The following is a 15384-nucleotide window of genomic DNA, read 5'->3' as shown; positions in this document are numbered from 1 at the left end:
GGGACACAGGGGCCGATCCAATGAGCAACCACAACCAATTCGTCCAGGGCCGGGTCATGCGCCACGCCATGCGTTGTCTCCTTTCCTTGCTGCTGCTTGTCGGCGGCGGTTTCGCCACCGCGGCGTTCGCCGCCGGCACCAACACGCTGAAGGACATCAACTACACCACCCTGCCCGACGGCAGCGTGCAGTTGCATCTGAACTTCACCGGCACGCCGCCGCAGCCGCGCATCTTCACCACCGACCACCCGGCGCGCATCGCGATCGACTTTGCCGGCACCGACACCACGGCGCCGCGGCACACCGCGATCGGACAAGGCGCCACCTCCGGCGTGTCGGCCGTCGCTGCGGGCGGGCGCACCCGTGTGGTCGTCGAGCTGATGCGCTCGGTGCCATACCAGTCGGCAGTGCAGGGGCACAGCCTGGTACTGACGGTTGCCAATGGCAGCGCGCCGCAGACTGCCGCCGCTCCGGCGCCGGTGCCGCGCAGCGTCACCACCGCGTCGGTCATCGATCCGTCCAAGCGCGTACCGGAAACCGCGGCCGGTGCGATCGCCGTCAGCAAGGTTGATTTCCACCGTGCCGCCAACGGTGCTGGCCGGGTGGTGGTCAGCTTCAACCGCGCCGGTGCCGATGCACAGATGCGCACCATTGGTGACAAGGTCGAGGTGAGCATCCCCAACGCCAGCGTGCCGGCCAATCTTGCGCAGCGGCTGGATACGCGTGATTTCGCCACGCCAGTGCAGTCGATCAATACCCGCACCAGCGCGGTGGGTGGCACGCAGCTCACGATTGCCACCCACGGCGTGGTGGAAACCTCCGCTTACCAGGAAGGCCAGCAGTACGTGGTCGAGGTGGCGTCCAAGCAGGGTACGACCGGCACGGGCCGCACGCCGGTGGCCGGGGGGGCGAACCAGCCGCTGGATCAGCACCCGGCCTATACCGGCAAGCGCGCCACGTTCAATTTCCAGGACATCCCGGTGCGCTCGGTGCTGCAGCTCATCGCCGACACCTCGGGCCTCAACATCGTTGCTTCCGACAGCGTCACCGGCAGCATCACGCTGCGGCTGGTCAACGTGCCGTGGGATCAAGCGCTGGATGTGATCCTGCGCGCCAAGGGCCTGGACAAGCGCCGCGACGGCGACGTCATCTGGGTGGCGCCGCAAGGGGAGCTGGCCAAGTACGAAGAGGATCAGGCCACTGCCCGCATGAAGGCGGAGGACAACGCACCGCTCGTCACCAGCTACATTCCGATCAGCTACGGCAAGGCCACTGATATCGCCAAGCTCTTGACCACGGGCAGCATGCAGGGTGGCGGCGGGGCGAGCGGTGGTGCGGGTGGTGCCAATGTCTCGCGCGGCTTCCTGTCCCCGCGTGGCAGCGTCTCCTTCGACGAGCGCACCAACACGTTGCTGCTCAACGACACGGTGGAGAAGACCGCACAGATCCGCAAGCTCGTCGCGCAACTCGACAAGCCGGTGCAGCAGGTGCTGATCGAGTCGCGCATCGTGATCGCCACCGACGACTTCGCCCGCGAGCTGGGCGTGAAGTGGGGCATCAACGGCCAGCGCACGAACCCGAGCGGCCAATTGGTGCAGATCGGTGGCGCGCTGGGCAGCAACCTGGGCAACAACCAGGGCGGATCGGCAACTGGCGGTACCGGCGCCATCGCGCTGGGTGATGGCACCGGACTCAACGTCAACCTGCCTGCCAGCACACCCGCCGGCCAACTGGGTCTCGCGATCCTCGGCAAGAACTACGCGCTGGATCTCGAGCTGTCGGCCGCACAGACCGAGGGCCGCAGCGAGGTCATCTCCAGCCCGCGCGTGATCACCGCCAACCAGCAGCAGGCCGTGATCCGCCAAGGCCAGGAGATCGGCTACGTCACCTATCAGGGTGGCTTGGGCGGCGGCGGCGCGATCGGCCAGACCGCATCGGTGCAGTTCAAGGACGCGGTGCTCGAGCTCAAGGTGACGCCGACGATCACTGCCGACAACCGCGTGTATCTCGCCATCAACGTGACGAAGGACTCGCTGGCCAAGTTCCTCACCACCCCGAACGGCCAGGTGCCGCAGATCGACACCCAGTCGGTGAACACCTCGGTACTGGTGGACAACGGCCAGACGGTGGTGCTCGGCGGCATCTACGAGATCAACAAGAACAACAGCGTGACCAAGGTGCCGGGCCTGGGCGACATCCCGGGCATCGGGTTCCTGTTCCGCCACACCACGCGCAACAACACCAAGGCGGAGCTGTTGATCTTCGTGACCCCGCGCATCCTGAACGATTCGCTGCAATAAGCCGGCTTCATGACGGCAAACGAAAAGGCGGCCACGGCCGCCTTTTCGCGTTCCGGGGCTGAACGGGTTTGCCGCCCGGCTAAACTTCCAGTGCTTGCCGCGGTCGATAGCGGCGCCGAATGACTGGAAGCCGATGATGGATATGCCCGAAACCGCGGCGCGCGATCGCCTGCAGCAAGCCTTTGCGGCATTGCGCGCCTCGTTGCAGGAAGCGGTCATCGGCCAGCCCAAGCTGGTCGATTGCCTGCTGGTGGCGCTGCTGGCCGACGGACATCTGCTGGTGGAAGGCGCGCCGGGGCTGGCCAAGACCACGGCGGTGAAGGCATTGGCGGCGCGCATCGCCGCCGACTTTCACCGCGTGCAGTTCACCCCCGACCTGTTGCCGGCCGATCTCACCGGCACCGACGTGTTCCGGCCGCAGACGGGCAGCTTCGAGTTCGAACGTGGTCCCTTGTTCCACAACATCGTGCTGGCGGACGAGATCAACCGCGCGCCGGCCAAGGTGCAGTCGGCACTGCTCGAAGCGATGGCCGAGCGGCAGATCACCGTGGGCCGCAATACCTGGCCGCTGCCCGAGCTGTTCATGGTGATGGCCACCCAGAACCCGATCGAGCAGGAAGGCACGTTTGCCCTGCCCGAGGCGCAGCTCGACCGCTTTCTGCTGCATGTGACCATCGGCTACCCCGATGCCGCGGCCGAGCTGGCGATCCTGCGCCTGGCCCGCGAGCAGGCACGGCATGACGGGTCGCAGGCGGCGGCGCCAGCGGCGCTGCTGAGCAAGTCCGACGTGTTTGCCGCCCGCGCGACGGCGATGGCGGTGCACCTGGCGCCGGCGCTGGAGGAATATCTCACCCAGATCGTGCTGGCCACGCGCGATGCCGGCCAGTACGGGCCCGAGCTCAAGCGCTGGATCGCATGGGGCGCCAGTCCGCGCGCCACCATCGCGCTGGATCGCTGCGCGCGCGCCGAGGCCTGGCTCGCCGGGCGTGACTACGTGCTGCCGGAAGACGTGCATGCCATCGTGCACGAGGTGCTGCGTCACCGCGTGCTGCTCAGTTACGAAGCCGAGGCCGAGGGAGTGCACGCCGACCAGGTGATTGCCCGCCTGCTCGACCTCGTGCCGCTGCCGTGAGCATTGCGGTCCCTGCCGATCTGCCGGCCGATGGCGATGGCGCGATCCGCGTCGCACTGGCCGAGCTGGTCGCGCTCGGGCGCCGTATCGGCCGCCTGCATCTGCCGCAGGCTGCCAGTCGCGCGATGCGCAGCGGCCAGCAGGTCAGCCATCTATACGGCCGCGGCATGGATTACGCCGAGTCGCGCGCCTACCAGGCTGGCGATGATGTGCGTCGACTCGACTGGCGGCTTACCGCACGCAGCGGCACCCTGCACACCAAGCTGTTTCAGGAAGAACGCGAGGGTCGGCTGCTGGTGCTGCTGGATACCCACGCCAGCATGCATTTCGGCACCCGCGCGCGGTTTAAGTCGGTGCAGGCCGCGCGTGCCTGCGCCGCGGCGGCGTGGTTGGCAATCGGTGCCGGCGAGCGCGTGGGGCTGGCGGCGTTTGGCACGCGCAACGATCTTTTGCGCCCGCAGGCCGGCCCACGTGGCGCACTGGCATTGTGCGGCGCACTGGCCGCCTGGGATGCCGCGCCCCGGCCGCCGCACAGCGAGCCGCTGTCGCAGGCTTTGCGTCGCCTGCGCCAGTTGCGCCAGCACGCGAACCACCTGCTCTTGGTCAGCGATGGTTTCAGTGTCGACGACGATGCGGGTGCCGCGCTTGCGGCGTTGCGTCGCGGCACCGACATGGGCGTCTTGGTGATTGCCGACGCGCTCGAACATGACGACCCGCCGGCCGGCCGCTTCCCGCTGGAACACGCTGGTGAGCGCCGGGAAATGACACTGGTCGGGGAGGGCCAGCGCCGCGAGTTTCGTCAGCGCATGGGCGCTGGCGTGCAGCGGCTGCAGGCGCTGGCAAGCGCGGCCGGCGCCCGTTGCCGGGTGTTGGATACGCGCGATGATCCGGTCGATGCGGTGGTGGCCGCGCTCGGCGCCACGAGGTCGCGGCGATGATCCTGTCCGCAGCGCCTGCACGCGGCCCGGTGTTGCGCGACATCCACCTGCCGCCGGCACCGCCGTGGTGGCCGCCGGCACCCGGGTGGTGGGTGTTGGCCGCCATGGTGGTCGTGCTGGCGTTGCTGGGTGCCTGGCTGTGGCGCCGCGAGCGCACCATCACGCGCCGCCGCGAGCATTGGTTTGCCGAGCTGGACCGGGTGCAACGCCAGGCCGTCGATGCGGGTGCCACGCTGGCCGGTATCCATCAGCTGCTGCGACGGGTGGCGCGCTTGCACGTGCCATCCGCGGCGCGGCAAAGCGGGGCCGCGTGGCGTGCCACGCTGGCGCGGGTGCGCGTCGATGCGCAGGTCGTGGAGCGCCTCGCCGCGCTGGACGCGGCGATGTACCGCCCGGCGCTCGCCACCGATGCGGATGCCGCGCGACAGGCAGCGCGTCTCTGGCTGCATGCGGCGGCCCGGCCGCGCGGCTGGCGACGGGCCGTAAAGGAGGCCACGCGTGTTTGAGTTCGCCTGGCCGTGGCTGTTTTGGCTGTTGCCGTTGCCGCTGCTCGCGCGGCGCTGGCTGACGCCGACGACGCCGGGTCCGGCGCTGCATTTGCCGCAGCCGGGTCTCGATCTCGCAGCCTTTGGTGCCCACCCGGCACGCCATGGTTCGCTGTGGCTGCTGGCACTGGCGTGGCTATGCCTGTTGACGGCAGCGGCGCGCCCGCAGTGGGTGGGCCCGCCGCAGGCGCAGCAGCACAGCGGCCGCGCGCTGCTGCTGGCGGTCGATCTCTCCGGCAGTATGCGCACGCCGGACATGTCGCTTGCCGGACAATCGGTAAGCCGCTTTGCCGCGGTCAAGGCCATCGCCGGCAACTTCATCGACCGTCGCCAGGGCGACGAGATGGGCTTGATCCTGTTCGGCTCGCGCGCGTTTCTCGTCACCCCGATCACCTACGACTTGAATGCCGTGCGGGCACAGCTACAGGGCGCGGCGGTGGGCCTGGCCGGCACCGAGACCGCGATTGGCGATGCCGTGGCGATCGCGGTGAAGCGCTTGTCGGCGCTGCCCGAGCAGGCGCGCGTGCTGGTGCTGCTGACCGACGGCGTCAACAACGCCGGCAGCATCAGCCCGCTCGAAGCCGCACGCGCGGCGAAGGCCGCCGGTGTGCGCATTTATACCGTCGGCATCGGCGCCACCCGCATGCGCATCCCCGGCTTTTTCGGCGCCCAGGTGGTGAATCCGTCGGCCGATCTCGACGTGTCGATGCTGACGCAAATGGCGACCGAGACCGGCGGGCGTTTCTTCCGTGCCACCGACAGCGGCGAGTTGGCCGATGCGTATCGCGCCATCGACGCGCTGGAGCCGATGCCGCAATCCGGCCCGACCCTGCGCCCCCGGCGCGAGTGGTATCCGTGGCCGCTGGCGGCGGCGCTGGGCTTGTGGCTGCTCGCCAGCTGGCCGCGCGAGTGGCGACGGGAGCGCGCCGCATGATGGGCGCATCCGCGGCGTTTCATTTTCTGCGGCCCTGGTGGCTGCTGGGCTTGCTGCTGCTGCCGTGGATCGTGTGGTCGGTTCGGCGGCGGCAGGCGGGTTGGCGATCGCTGGCGCGGCTGGTGGATGCCGCCTTGCTGCCGAGCGTGGTGCAGGGTCGCGCGTTGCCGCGGCGCGCGCCGCCGATGCTTGCCGCGCTCGCGTGGCTGTTGGCGACGCTGGCGCTGGCCGGGCCGACCTGGAGCCGGGTCGCCTCGCCGTTGTACACCCAGCGCGCCGCGCAGGTGGTGGCCATTTCGCTCTCGCAACGCATGTTGTCGCACGACGTCGCGCCCAGCCGCATCGACCGCGCGCGGCTCAAGGCGCACGCCTTGCTGATGGCAAACCGCGCCGGGCTCAACGCGTTGATCGGCTATGCCGGCGAGGCCTTCGTGGTCGCCCCGCTCACTTCCGATGTGCACAGCCTCGGCACGCTGCTCGATGCGATGGCGCCGGACACCATGCCAGTCGATGGCAACGACGCGGCCGCGGCCATCAAGCAGGGTGTGAGCCTGATTCGCGATGCCAAGGCCGGCAGCGGCACCATCGTGCTGCTCACCGACGCCGCCGACGCCGCGGCCCAGGCGGCGGCGCGCGAGGCGCGTGCTGCGGGTGTGCGCGTAGCGGTGCTCGGCGTCGGTACGCCGCAAGGTGCGCCGGTGCCGCTGCCCGGCGGCGGTTTCCTGCATGACGCCAAGGGCAACTTGCAACTGGCCGGCCGCAACGATGCCGCCTTGGCGGCGCTCGCCGCGGCGGGCGACGGGCGCTATGTGCCGATGAGCAGCGACGATGGCGATGTCGCTGCGCTGCACGCCGATTTGCAGACCGGGCGCACCAAGTCGGCGGCAGGCACCCAGGGCGACGCGTGGCAGGAGCGCGGGCCGTGGCTGTTGCTGCCGGTGTTGCTGCTCGCGGCGCTGGCGTTTCAGCGCGGCTGGCTGGTGCTGCTGGCGCTGGTATTGCTGCCGGCACTGCCGATGCCGGCGCAGGCGGCGAGTTGGCGCGACCTGTGGCAGCGCCCCGATCAGCAAGCTGCCGCGGCGCTGGCGCGTGGCGATGCAAAACAGGCGCTGATGCTGGCGCGCGACCCCGCGTGGCGCGGCGCCGCCGCCTATCGTGCGGGCGAGTACGCCGCAGCGGCGAAGGTTTTGCAGAAGGCGCCGGGCAGCGACGGTGCCTACAACCGTGGCAACGCGCTGGCGCGTGAAGGCAAGTTTGCCGACGCGATCCACGCCTACGACGAGGCGCTCAAGCGCGATCCGAAAAATGCCGACGCGATGGCCAACCGCAAGGCGGTCGAAGACTGGCTGCGCCAGCATCAGCCGCCCAAGCAATCGCCGAAATCCTCGTCGTCGCAAGGCCAGGGCAAGCCTTCCAATGGGCAGGGCAAGCAGCCGCAAAGCCAGGGCCCGGGCAACCAGCAGAAACCGCCGTCCGGCGCCGACCAGGCGGCAAAGGACAACCGTTCCCAGGGCAGCGGCGATGCGGGCAAGCCAGCGCCGTCGCAAGCCAATGGCGCAGCAAAACCGGATGCCGGCAAATCGGACAAAAGGCCGCCTTTCGGCAAGGGCCCCGACCAGCCGCCGCCGACGCCGGCGCAGCAGGCGCCGCAACAGGCACAGGCGGCGCGTGCGCAGCAGGCGCTCAAGCAGCAGCTCGATCGCCAGCTCGGCGCGGCGCAGCCGGCCAAACCGGCGGCGCCGACGCACGAACTGGGCGCGAACGCGGCGGACGACACGTCCGCCAAATTGCCGCCCGATTTGCGCGATGCGTTGCGCCGTGTGCCGGATGACCCCGGCGCGCTGTTGCGCCGCAAGTTTGAACTCGAATACCAAGAGCGCCACGGTGGCGTGCCGGACGCAGGAGGCCAGTGATGGGGCGTCGATGGTGCAGGGTGTGGCTGGTGCTGGGCTTGCTGCTGCCGGCACTGGCGGCGGCAACCACGGTGACGGCGACACTCGACCGCAGCCAGGTGCAACTGGGCGACACCGTCACCCTCAACCTGCACGTGCACGGCGCTAGCGGTTTCGGCGGCATGCCGGACCTGACGCCGCTGGCGTCCGATTTCGACGTGCTCGGCCAGTCGCAAAGCAGCAACCTCAGCATCGTCAACGGACGCGGCAGCGCCGAACTGGTGATCGGCGTGGTGCTGCGGCCCAGGCGCGTCGGCACGCTGACCATCCCGGCGCTCACCGTGGCCGGCGCGCAGACCGCGCCGCTGCAACTCGCGGTGACGCCGCCGAGCGCGGCCAGCGCGGCCGCCACGCCGGATCGCAACGTGTTCATGCAGGCCACGGTCACGCCACAAGGCGGCTACGTCGGTCAGCAGCTCAGCTACGTGGTGCGCCTGTATTACCGCGGCGATCTGAGTCGCGGCACCATCGACACGCCGCAGGTCGACGGCGTGGCGCTCGATCAGGTGGGCAAGGATCTGCGCTACGACGAAACCCGTGGTGGCCGCACTTGGCACGTGATCGAGCGCGACTACGCGCTGGTGCCGCAACGCGCCGGCACGCTGACCATCCCCGCGCTCGGGTTTCAGGGCGAAGCACTCGATCCGAACGATCCGGACAGCTTCTTTGGTCTTGGCACCACGGTGACCGCCAGCACTTCGGCGCTCAGCGTGCCGGTGCAGGCGGCGCCGGCCGACTGGGGCAAGACGGCGTGGCTGCCGGCGCGCGCGCTCACCCTCACGCTGGATGGCTGGCCTACGGCGGGCACCCCGGTGCGCGTGGGGCAGCCGATCAACCTGGTCATGCACCTTTCCGCCATCGGCTTGCCGACCGCTGCCCTGCCGAGCCTGAGCCTGCCGGCGGTCACCGGTGCGCAGGTGTATCCGGATCAACCCAAGACGAGCACCGCCAGCGATGGCCCGTGGCTGGCAGGCAGCCGGCAGCGCGCGTTTGCGCTGGTGCCCGAACGCGCCGGCACGCTGACGATCCCGGCCACTACGGTGCGCTGGTTCGATGTGACCAGTGGGAAAGCCAAGATGGCGGAAATCCCGGCCCACACGCTGACCGTGTTGCCGGCGGCCGGCGGCGCCAGTGCCTCGCCTCCTGGCATGCCGGCGGCGGGTGCGACGCCGAAGCCCGCGGCGCCGGTGGCGACCACGCCGGCGCCGGTGCGCACTTTCCCCTGGCGCTGGATCGCGGTCGCCAGCGTGGCTTTGTGGCTGCTGAGCATCCTTGCGTGGTGGTGGCAGCGGCGCCGCCGCGCACTGTTGCCGATGCCGACCCCCGCACGGGTGGCACCGGCATTGGCCCCGGATGCGGCGGCCCTGCGTCGTGCGTTCGATGCGGCGGTGCATAGCGGTGATGCTGGCCAGCAGTTGCGCAGCCTGCTCGCGTGGGCGCATGCGGAGCGGCCGGCGATCCGTCAGCCGGGCGAGCTGGCCGCAGCGCTGGCCAACGACGCGCAGCGTCGCGCGCTGGCGGCGCTGCAGCAGCGTTGCTACGGCACCGGGGGAGATACTGGGGCGACCGACTTGGCCAAGGCGTTTGCCCACGGCTTCGCCTGGCGCCGGGACACGCTGCCGCCGGACGACGGCCTGCCACCGCTGTATCCGTTCGAGCTCAAATAGCCGCGTTGCCCGCGCGCAATGCGGCCGCCACGATGCGTTGCATCGGCGCGCTGTAGCAGCACAGCGTGACGTCGAGGTCGCCATGCGCTGTCAACGCCGCCCGCAGACTTGCGACCGCGACGCCCGCGGCCAGCTCGGCCGGATAGCCGAACACGCCACAGCTGATGGCGGGAAACGCCATGCGCCGCAACTGCTGCGCGGCCGCGATTTCCATCGCGTGGCGGTAGCACGCCGCCAGCAGTGCCGGCTCCCCGTGCGTGCCGCCGTGCCATACCGGACCAACGGTGTGGATCACCCACCGTGCCGGCAGATCGAACCCCGGTGTGAGCCGCGCCTCCCCGGTCGGGCAGCGCACACTGGGGCGGACTTCCGGCAGCGCACGGCACGCCGCCAGCAGACGCGGGCCGGCCGCGCGGTGGATCGCACCATCAACCCCACCGCCGCCCAGCAGCGTTTCATTCGCTGCGTTGACGATGACGTCCACGGCGAGCGTGGTGAGGTCGGCTTCGATGGCGGTGATGGGCATAATTCCTCGCGGGGCGGCGGGCTCGAGTCGTTGCTAGGTTCGCGATCCATCGCTCACCAAGCAACCCGGCCTCCGGCATCCTGCCTCCGGCGCTCGCCGCGCCGCGTGAGTCCACCGGACTCGCGCAAACGTCGCGGCTCGCCCACCGCCCCCAGCAGCGTTTCATCCGCCGCGTTGACGATGGCGTCCACGGCGAGCGCGGTGAGGTCGGCTTCGATAGCGGTGATGGGCATGGGGTCTCTCGGCGCGAAGCACTCTTCCCGAATTTCGTATCCCGAATCCCGGCTCCCACCCAGACACTCTATGCTGCACGCAGCGCAGCGGGGGTGCAGACATGGCGAGAACCGAGGAACTGTCGATTGGCTATCTGCTGAGCGACGTTACGCTGCTGTTTCGCAAACTGTTTGATCGGCGCGCGGTGGCGTTTGGGCTGACGCGTGCGCAGTGGCGGGCAATGAAGATGCTGTACCGCCGCGAGGGCATGCGCCAGAACGAGCTGGCGGAGCACCTGGAGATGGAGCCGATTGCCGTGGGGCGCGTGATCGACCGCCTGCAGGCGTCCGGGTTTGTCGAGCGCCGCGCCGACCCGCATGACCGGCGTGCGTGGCGGCTGTACGTGACCGCGCAGGCACACGAAGTGGTGGACGACATGGAACGCATCGCGCGCGAGCTGCGCCGCGATGCGACGCGGGGCATTGGTTAGGACGAGCTGCACGCAGCGCTGGCGGTGATGGAGCGGATCAAGACGAACCTGCAGACGCTGGACGAGCCGCCGGACGCGACGGAGAGTCGTTGACGCGTGCATCAGCGCAGCGGGCGATGCACCTCAGTGTGAACCAGTACGGGGCGATGCAGGCCGTCGCCGGAAGCGTGACCGGCTGCGGGCGCGCGCCCTGGCCGCTTGGGTTACCGTGGTATTCCCGGTCACGGAGCTGCCGCATGCGTATCCCCGCCCTGCTTGTGCTGCTTGCCGCGGCTGTTGCCAACAGCGCCTGCGCGCAAACCCGCGTGCCGCTGACCGACGCCGCCCTGCGTGCTTACGCCGCCAGCCCGGTCGACAAGGCGGCCACGATGGGCCAGACCGTCAGCCTGGGCACGCACGCCGGCACGCCGGTGGTAGTGGAGTTCCCGTGTGCCGACGTGTGCCCGCAATACACCGTGCGCATCATCCACTACCAGCTTGCGCCGGGCACCGACTGCGCCGCCGTCGGTGGCGTCGAGAAGAAGGTGCTGGTGCCGGTCGCCATCACCGTGCTGCCCAGAACCTTCTGCGTGCCGAAAGTGCTGGCGGATGGCGGGTACGAGACGCGCTGAGCGACCGAGGGTCGGGCTTCGGCCCGACCCACAAGTTGCAGGTGTCCGTAGCGAAGCGCAGCGGACTGGGGTCACTCCTCCCCGCCATCCCCCTTGAACGCCCCGGCTGCCGAGCCGAAATCGCCCTTGGCCTGCGCGGCCATGTACGTCCATGCGGCATACGCTGCGACGTTCTGCGCCAGATCCTTCGGGTTCACCTTGTCCAGCGTGTCGTTCGCGGTGTGGTGCCAGTCGAAGTAGTGCGTGGCGTCCTGGCTCAGCGTGAGCGCGGCCATGCCCTTGGCGTGCATCGAGCCGAGATCGGAACCGCCGCCACCGGGGCGGGTGGCGTCGTAGTCCACGCCCAGTGGCTTGAGCACGGCGGCGATCTGTTCGATCGCGTGGCGTGCCTCGGGTTTCACGCTCGCGCTCAGGCGGTACACCTTGCCGGCGCCGAGGTCGGAGTCGGTGCCGAGCTGGAAGTTGGCCACCTCGCCGGCGTGCCGATCCGCATACGCACGCGCGCCCCACAGGCCCATTTCCTCGTTGGCGAAGGCGATCACGCGGATGGTGCGGTCGGGCCGCTGCGGCAGGTTGGCGATGAGCTTGGCCGCCGCCATCGAAATCGCGATGCCGGCGCCGTCGTCGATCGCGCCAGTGCCCGGGTCCCATGAATCCAGATGGCCACCGATGGCGACCACCTGCTGCGGATATTTTTTGCCGGTGATTTCGCCGATCACGTTGGCGCCGGTGTAGTCGCCATCGAAGCCGCAATCCAGATTGAGCCTTACCGTCACCGGCTTGCCGTAGGCCAGCACGCGTTCGAGCTGGTCGGCGTCGGGATTGGAGAGCGCCGCGGCGGGAATGCCCTTGGCGCCGGGCCTGAAGCCGGTGAGGCCGGTGTGCGCGATGCGCTGATGCGCGTCGGTGCCGGCCGAACGCAACAGGTAGCCGGCAGCGCCCTTTTCCATGGCCACCACCGCGCCCGCCGTGCGCACCGCTGAACCCATGCCGTAATCGTGGCCATCGCGGCTGCGCTGCATGCGGTAGCCGACGTAGACGATCTTGCCGCGGATGCTGGCCGGGTCGGCGGCCTTCAGCGCGGCGAGGCTGTCAAAACCGATCACCTGGGCGGTGAGCCCACCTGCCGGCGTGCCCGGCGAGTAGCCCAGCGCGGTGAGCACCAGCGGCAACTCGAACGGCGCCACGATGGCGCCACTCTCGTGCCGCCGCACCCAACGCGGATACGTCACCGGCTCGGTGTACACCTTGTCGAAACCCAACGCCTTGAACTTCGCCACCGCCCAATCGCGCGCCCGCTGATCGGCCGCGCTTCCCGCCAGCCGCGGCCCGACTTCGGTGGTGAGCGAGGTCAATATCCGCATCGCGGTCGGATCGGTCAGCGCCTGATCGCGCAGGTGTTCCGCGGTGGTCACCGCCGTAGTTGGTATCCGTGTATCCGCAGCAGACACGCCGCCGCCGGCAAGCAGCAGGCCGGCGGCGATGAGGACGAGGGCGGGGCGAGGCATGGTGGTTGTCCAATGGGCGCAAGCCCTGATTATGGCCGCGCGACCGCGCCGCCCCTGCGGGCCGAAAGTCACGATTGGCCCCGACAGCGCACTGACGGGTGCGCGACCTGCGCCCGTTGCGATCGGTCGTCAGCCGATCCGCAATGTACTCGGCGTGCTGCTGCGTACATTTCCGCAGCAGGACCATTCCCGTGGCCCGGTTTCCCTACGGTGCCGGCTGCGGCGTCATGTGGAGCAACCCCCAGCCGTGGCCATCCAGGTCAACAAAGCTGTGGGTGTACATGAAACCGAAATCCTCCGGCTTGTCATAGGTCGAGCCGCCGGCAGCAAGCGCCTTCGCCACCAGCTCATCCACCCGCTCGCGGCTGTCGCGACTGAGGGAGATCAGCACTTCGATCGCGTCAGCCGTATTGCAAACCGCCTTGGGCGTGAACTCGCGAAACTTCGCATGCGAGGACAACATCACCGACGTGGTGTCGTTGATGACAATGCACGCAGCCGTGTCATCGCTGAAGGCCGGATTGCGGGTGAAACCGAGCGCCTCGAAGAAGGCAACCGACCGTTGCAGGTCGGCGACGGGAAAGCTGATGAAGACCTGGTCGATCATGGCAATCTCCGCTGGATATCAGGGATGAGCTCGCCTTGTGAGCGCGTGCACATCTGCCCTTGATCATCGCAAGTGTAAGCCCGACTTCATCCTCATCCCTGACGTTACTTGTGTACGACTTGATCTGCAGCTAAGTGAATCTGCCTCGTTACTGGTGCCCCCGCATTGTCCCCGGCACTTTCCCCGCAGCGCCTTTCCCCGCAGTACCGTAGAGCGGTACGCGCGCACGGTCGCAGGCGAACGGGAAGGGGGAGCAATGATCGACGTCGATCCGCAGTTGACCCAGTTTAACGAGCGCTTGGCTGGCTCCCGTTTGCTTCACGCGGCACCCGAGGCCGTGTTTGACGCGTTCAAAGCGGCCGCCGACAAAGGGGGGTATTTCTGCGGCGCCGACATCGAGGCCGCGCTGTTCTCGCGCAACGACCCGCAGATCAACCTCGCCTTGGCTGCATACGGCGAGAACAGCAGTGTGGTGCGCGCGTTGTACGAGGCCAGCGCACCGAAACCGGGTGCCACCGCGAGCGAACGCCTTCGTGATGGCAGCATCAAGGCGGCCCTATTGGCATTAAACGACCCGCGCATCAACACCCGACTTGCAGCCTGCGGCGACGACCTCACCATGCTGCAACTGGTGTATGAACGCAGTCCGCTGGAATTGCAGGATACGACCGTAGCCATCCAATACGACATCGAGTTGCGCCATGCGTGCCTGAGCAACCGGCGTGCGACACGGGGTTCCCGCTGGCATACGGAGCTACTCGGCGGGGATGTGCTCATCCATTCGCTTATCACTGCGAAAAACTACAAAGCGCTCGCCACGCTACTGGCGAACCCGACGGTGGGCGATGAGGTTCTGGCATGCCTGTACAATCGCGCAGGCGTTTTTGCACAGGCCGAGGACGACATATGGCGCCTGTTCGTCTTTTGGACAAGGAACAACCCACGCCTCGGGGAAGAAGTGCGAGACTCCCCGGACGGCCCGGACGATGGATCTGAGGCTATTCGGGCTGGTATTGAGCGTCTCCTGAACACGGCTCCGGCGACGGACGATTGGGCGAGGACACTGATAAGCATTCTGGACGCTACGGACCCGAGTCTGCGCCCTTACTCGCTCGAGGCACACGAGTTTTTTGCGAGGTGGCTTGCTGTAAAGCCCCGCAATGGCAGCGATGGAACGAATGACATCGAGGACAGCAGCCGCTACGGATCGCTTTCCGCGCCCCAACGACTTTGCTGTCGGGTCGCGGCTGTGTTCGGAACGCCACAAGTCGGAACCGCAAGTACAGGAAGTGCCACCGACGACTGGACCGCACGCCTGAGCCGTTGTGCGCATTACGGCAAAGACCGCCTTTCAAAGGAGGACTTGGATAGCGGTTACAACATCGATCAAGAAGCCTTCCTAATCGCTGTACTGTGTAACGACGCTCTGCTCCTCGACCACGACCTGCGCGGACACCTGGAATCGGAATATCAACTACTACCTGAAGGCGATTGGTCGGAATACAACGACTCCTACTGGTCGATAGGCGCGACATATCAAGAACGCTGCCAGCGGTTACAAAGGACTCATCCATGGGCTCGCGCAAACGCGCCAAACCAAGCAGAAGAGCAAATCGAGCCGCGCGATACGGCGCAGCATGAACTAGCAACGGCGGTCATTGAACTCTTGAAGGTTTTGACCAACGGATTGGAGTCACTTAAATGGTGGATGGTATCCGGCCTTATCGCGGTCATCCTGATCTTGCTTTGGCGCGGGTAGACTCTGCAACCACAATCTAAAGAGAACTTTCTCGCGTCTGGTGTGGTTAACACACGACGGATCTTGCGGTAGCCATTCGACAGCGAGGAAAGGTGTCGGGGACAATGCCCCGGACATTTCTCTGATGCTCTTCTCCGGGGGTAACGCCTTGCGATGTATGCAGCATCGGTCTGATGCCGGAAGCAAATGCCCGGGCCGAAAA

The 15384-nt window shown here is 68.0% G+C and carries 13 protein-coding genes and 1 pseudogene; 10 read left to right on the top strand and 4 right to left on the bottom strand.

Features of this window, described 5'->3' with window-relative positions; translation table 11 throughout:
* The first annotated feature begins 20 nt into the window (after nt 1–20).
* From AC3WP6_RS13585 to AC3WP6_RS13555, 7 genes are all read left to right on the top strand, one after another.
* Nucleotides 21–2300, top strand: a complete 2280-nt coding sequence (locus tag AC3WP6_RS13585; protein ID WP_492628147.1) for a type IV pilus secretin PilQ — start codon at nt 21–23, stop codon at nt 2298–2300.
* 136 nt (nt 2301–2436) lie between these two features.
* Nucleotides 2437–3432, top strand: coding sequence for an AAA family ATPase (locus AC3WP6_RS13580; protein ID WP_492628146.1), 996 nt, complete (start codon nt 2437–2439; stop codon nt 3430–3432).
* Nucleotides 3429–4370, top strand: a complete 942-nt coding sequence (locus AC3WP6_RS13575; RefSeq protein WP_492628145.1) for a DUF58 domain-containing protein — start codon at nt 3429–3431, stop codon at nt 4368–4370. The genes AC3WP6_RS13580 and AC3WP6_RS13575 overlap by 4 nt, the downstream gene beginning before the upstream one ends.
* Complete coding sequence (locus AC3WP6_RS13570; protein WP_492628144.1) at nt 4367–4876, top strand: DUF4381 family protein; 510 nt, start codon at nt 4367–4369, stop codon at nt 4874–4876. Before AC3WP6_RS13575 ends, AC3WP6_RS13570 begins: the two co-directional genes overlap by 4 nt.
* The gene (locus tag AC3WP6_RS13565) at nt 4869–5849 is read left to right on the top strand and encodes a VWA domain-containing protein (RefSeq protein WP_492628143.1); all 981 of its coding nucleotides are present in this window, start codon (nt 4869–4871) and stop codon (nt 5847–5849) included. Before AC3WP6_RS13570 ends, AC3WP6_RS13565 begins: the two co-directional genes overlap by 8 nt.
* On the top strand, nt 5846–7762 hold the full coding sequence (locus tag AC3WP6_RS13560; RefSeq protein WP_492628142.1) for a tetratricopeptide repeat protein: 1917 nt from the start codon (nt 5846–5848) through the stop codon (nt 7760–7762). The genes AC3WP6_RS13565 and AC3WP6_RS13560 overlap by 4 nt, the downstream gene beginning before the upstream one ends.
* Nucleotides 7762–9468 carry a BatD family protein gene (locus AC3WP6_RS13555; protein ID WP_492628141.1) on the top strand — a complete coding sequence of 569 codons (1707 nt, stop codon included), beginning with the start codon at nt 7762–7764 and terminating at the stop codon, nt 9466–9468. The genes AC3WP6_RS13560 and AC3WP6_RS13555 overlap by 1 nt, the downstream gene beginning before the upstream one ends.
* Here the strand turns inward: AC3WP6_RS13555 and AC3WP6_RS13550 are convergent.
* Together AC3WP6_RS13550 and AC3WP6_RS13545 are read right to left on the bottom strand one after the other, a co-directional pair.
* The gene (locus AC3WP6_RS13550) at nt 9461–9994 is read right to left on the bottom strand and encodes an O-acetyl-ADP-ribose deacetylase (RefSeq protein ID WP_492628140.1); all 534 of its coding nucleotides are present in this window, start codon (nt 9992–9994) and stop codon (nt 9461–9463) included. The two genes, AC3WP6_RS13555 and AC3WP6_RS13550, sit on opposite strands and share 8 nt — an antisense overlap.
* 53 nt (nt 9995–10047) lie before the next feature.
* The gene (locus tag AC3WP6_RS13545; RefSeq protein ID WP_492628139.1) at nt 10048–10227 is read right to left on the bottom strand and encodes a hypothetical protein; all 180 of its coding nucleotides are present in this window, start codon (nt 10225–10227) and stop codon (nt 10048–10050) included.
* A 101-nt stretch (nt 10228–10328) separates the two neighbouring features.
* On the opposite strand from AC3WP6_RS13545, the pseudogene AC3WP6_RS13540 reads away from it, so the two are divergent.
* Nucleotides 10329–10790 (top strand): annotated as a pseudogene (locus tag AC3WP6_RS13540) (MarR family winged helix-turn-helix transcriptional regulator).
* A gap of 143 nt (nt 10791–10933) precedes the next feature.
* Complete coding sequence (locus AC3WP6_RS13535; protein WP_492628138.1) at nt 10934–11308, top strand: hypothetical protein; 375 nt, start codon at nt 10934–10936, stop codon at nt 11306–11308.
* A gap of 71 nt (nt 11309–11379) precedes the next feature.
* Here AC3WP6_RS13535 and AC3WP6_RS13530 read toward each other — a convergent pair whose 3' ends face one another.
* Nucleotides 11380–12816 (bottom strand): M20/M25/M40 family metallo-hydrolase, encoded by a 1437-nt coding sequence (locus tag AC3WP6_RS13530; protein ID WP_492628137.1) that lies wholly within the window; start codon nt 12814–12816, stop codon nt 11380–11382.
* A gap of 205 nt (nt 12817–13021) precedes the next feature.
* Nucleotides 13022–13423 (bottom strand): VOC family protein, encoded by a 402-nt coding sequence (locus tag AC3WP6_RS13525; RefSeq protein WP_492628136.1) that lies wholly within the window; start codon nt 13421–13423, stop codon nt 13022–13024.
* A 256-nt stretch (nt 13424–13679) separates the two neighbouring features.
* Between AC3WP6_RS13525 and AC3WP6_RS13520 the strand changes: the two genes are divergently transcribed.
* The gene (locus AC3WP6_RS13520; RefSeq protein WP_492628135.1) at nt 13680–15182 is read left to right on the top strand and encodes a hypothetical protein; all 1503 of its coding nucleotides are present in this window, start codon (nt 13680–13682) and stop codon (nt 15180–15182) included.
* The last annotated feature ends 202 nt before the right edge of the window (nt 15183–15384 follow it).

Source organism: Rhodanobacter sp. FW106-HT46G03 (assembly GCF_058789895.1).
The sequence above is the reverse complement of the archived record's forward strand: the minus strand, read 5'-3'. Positions and strand labels throughout refer to the sequence as shown.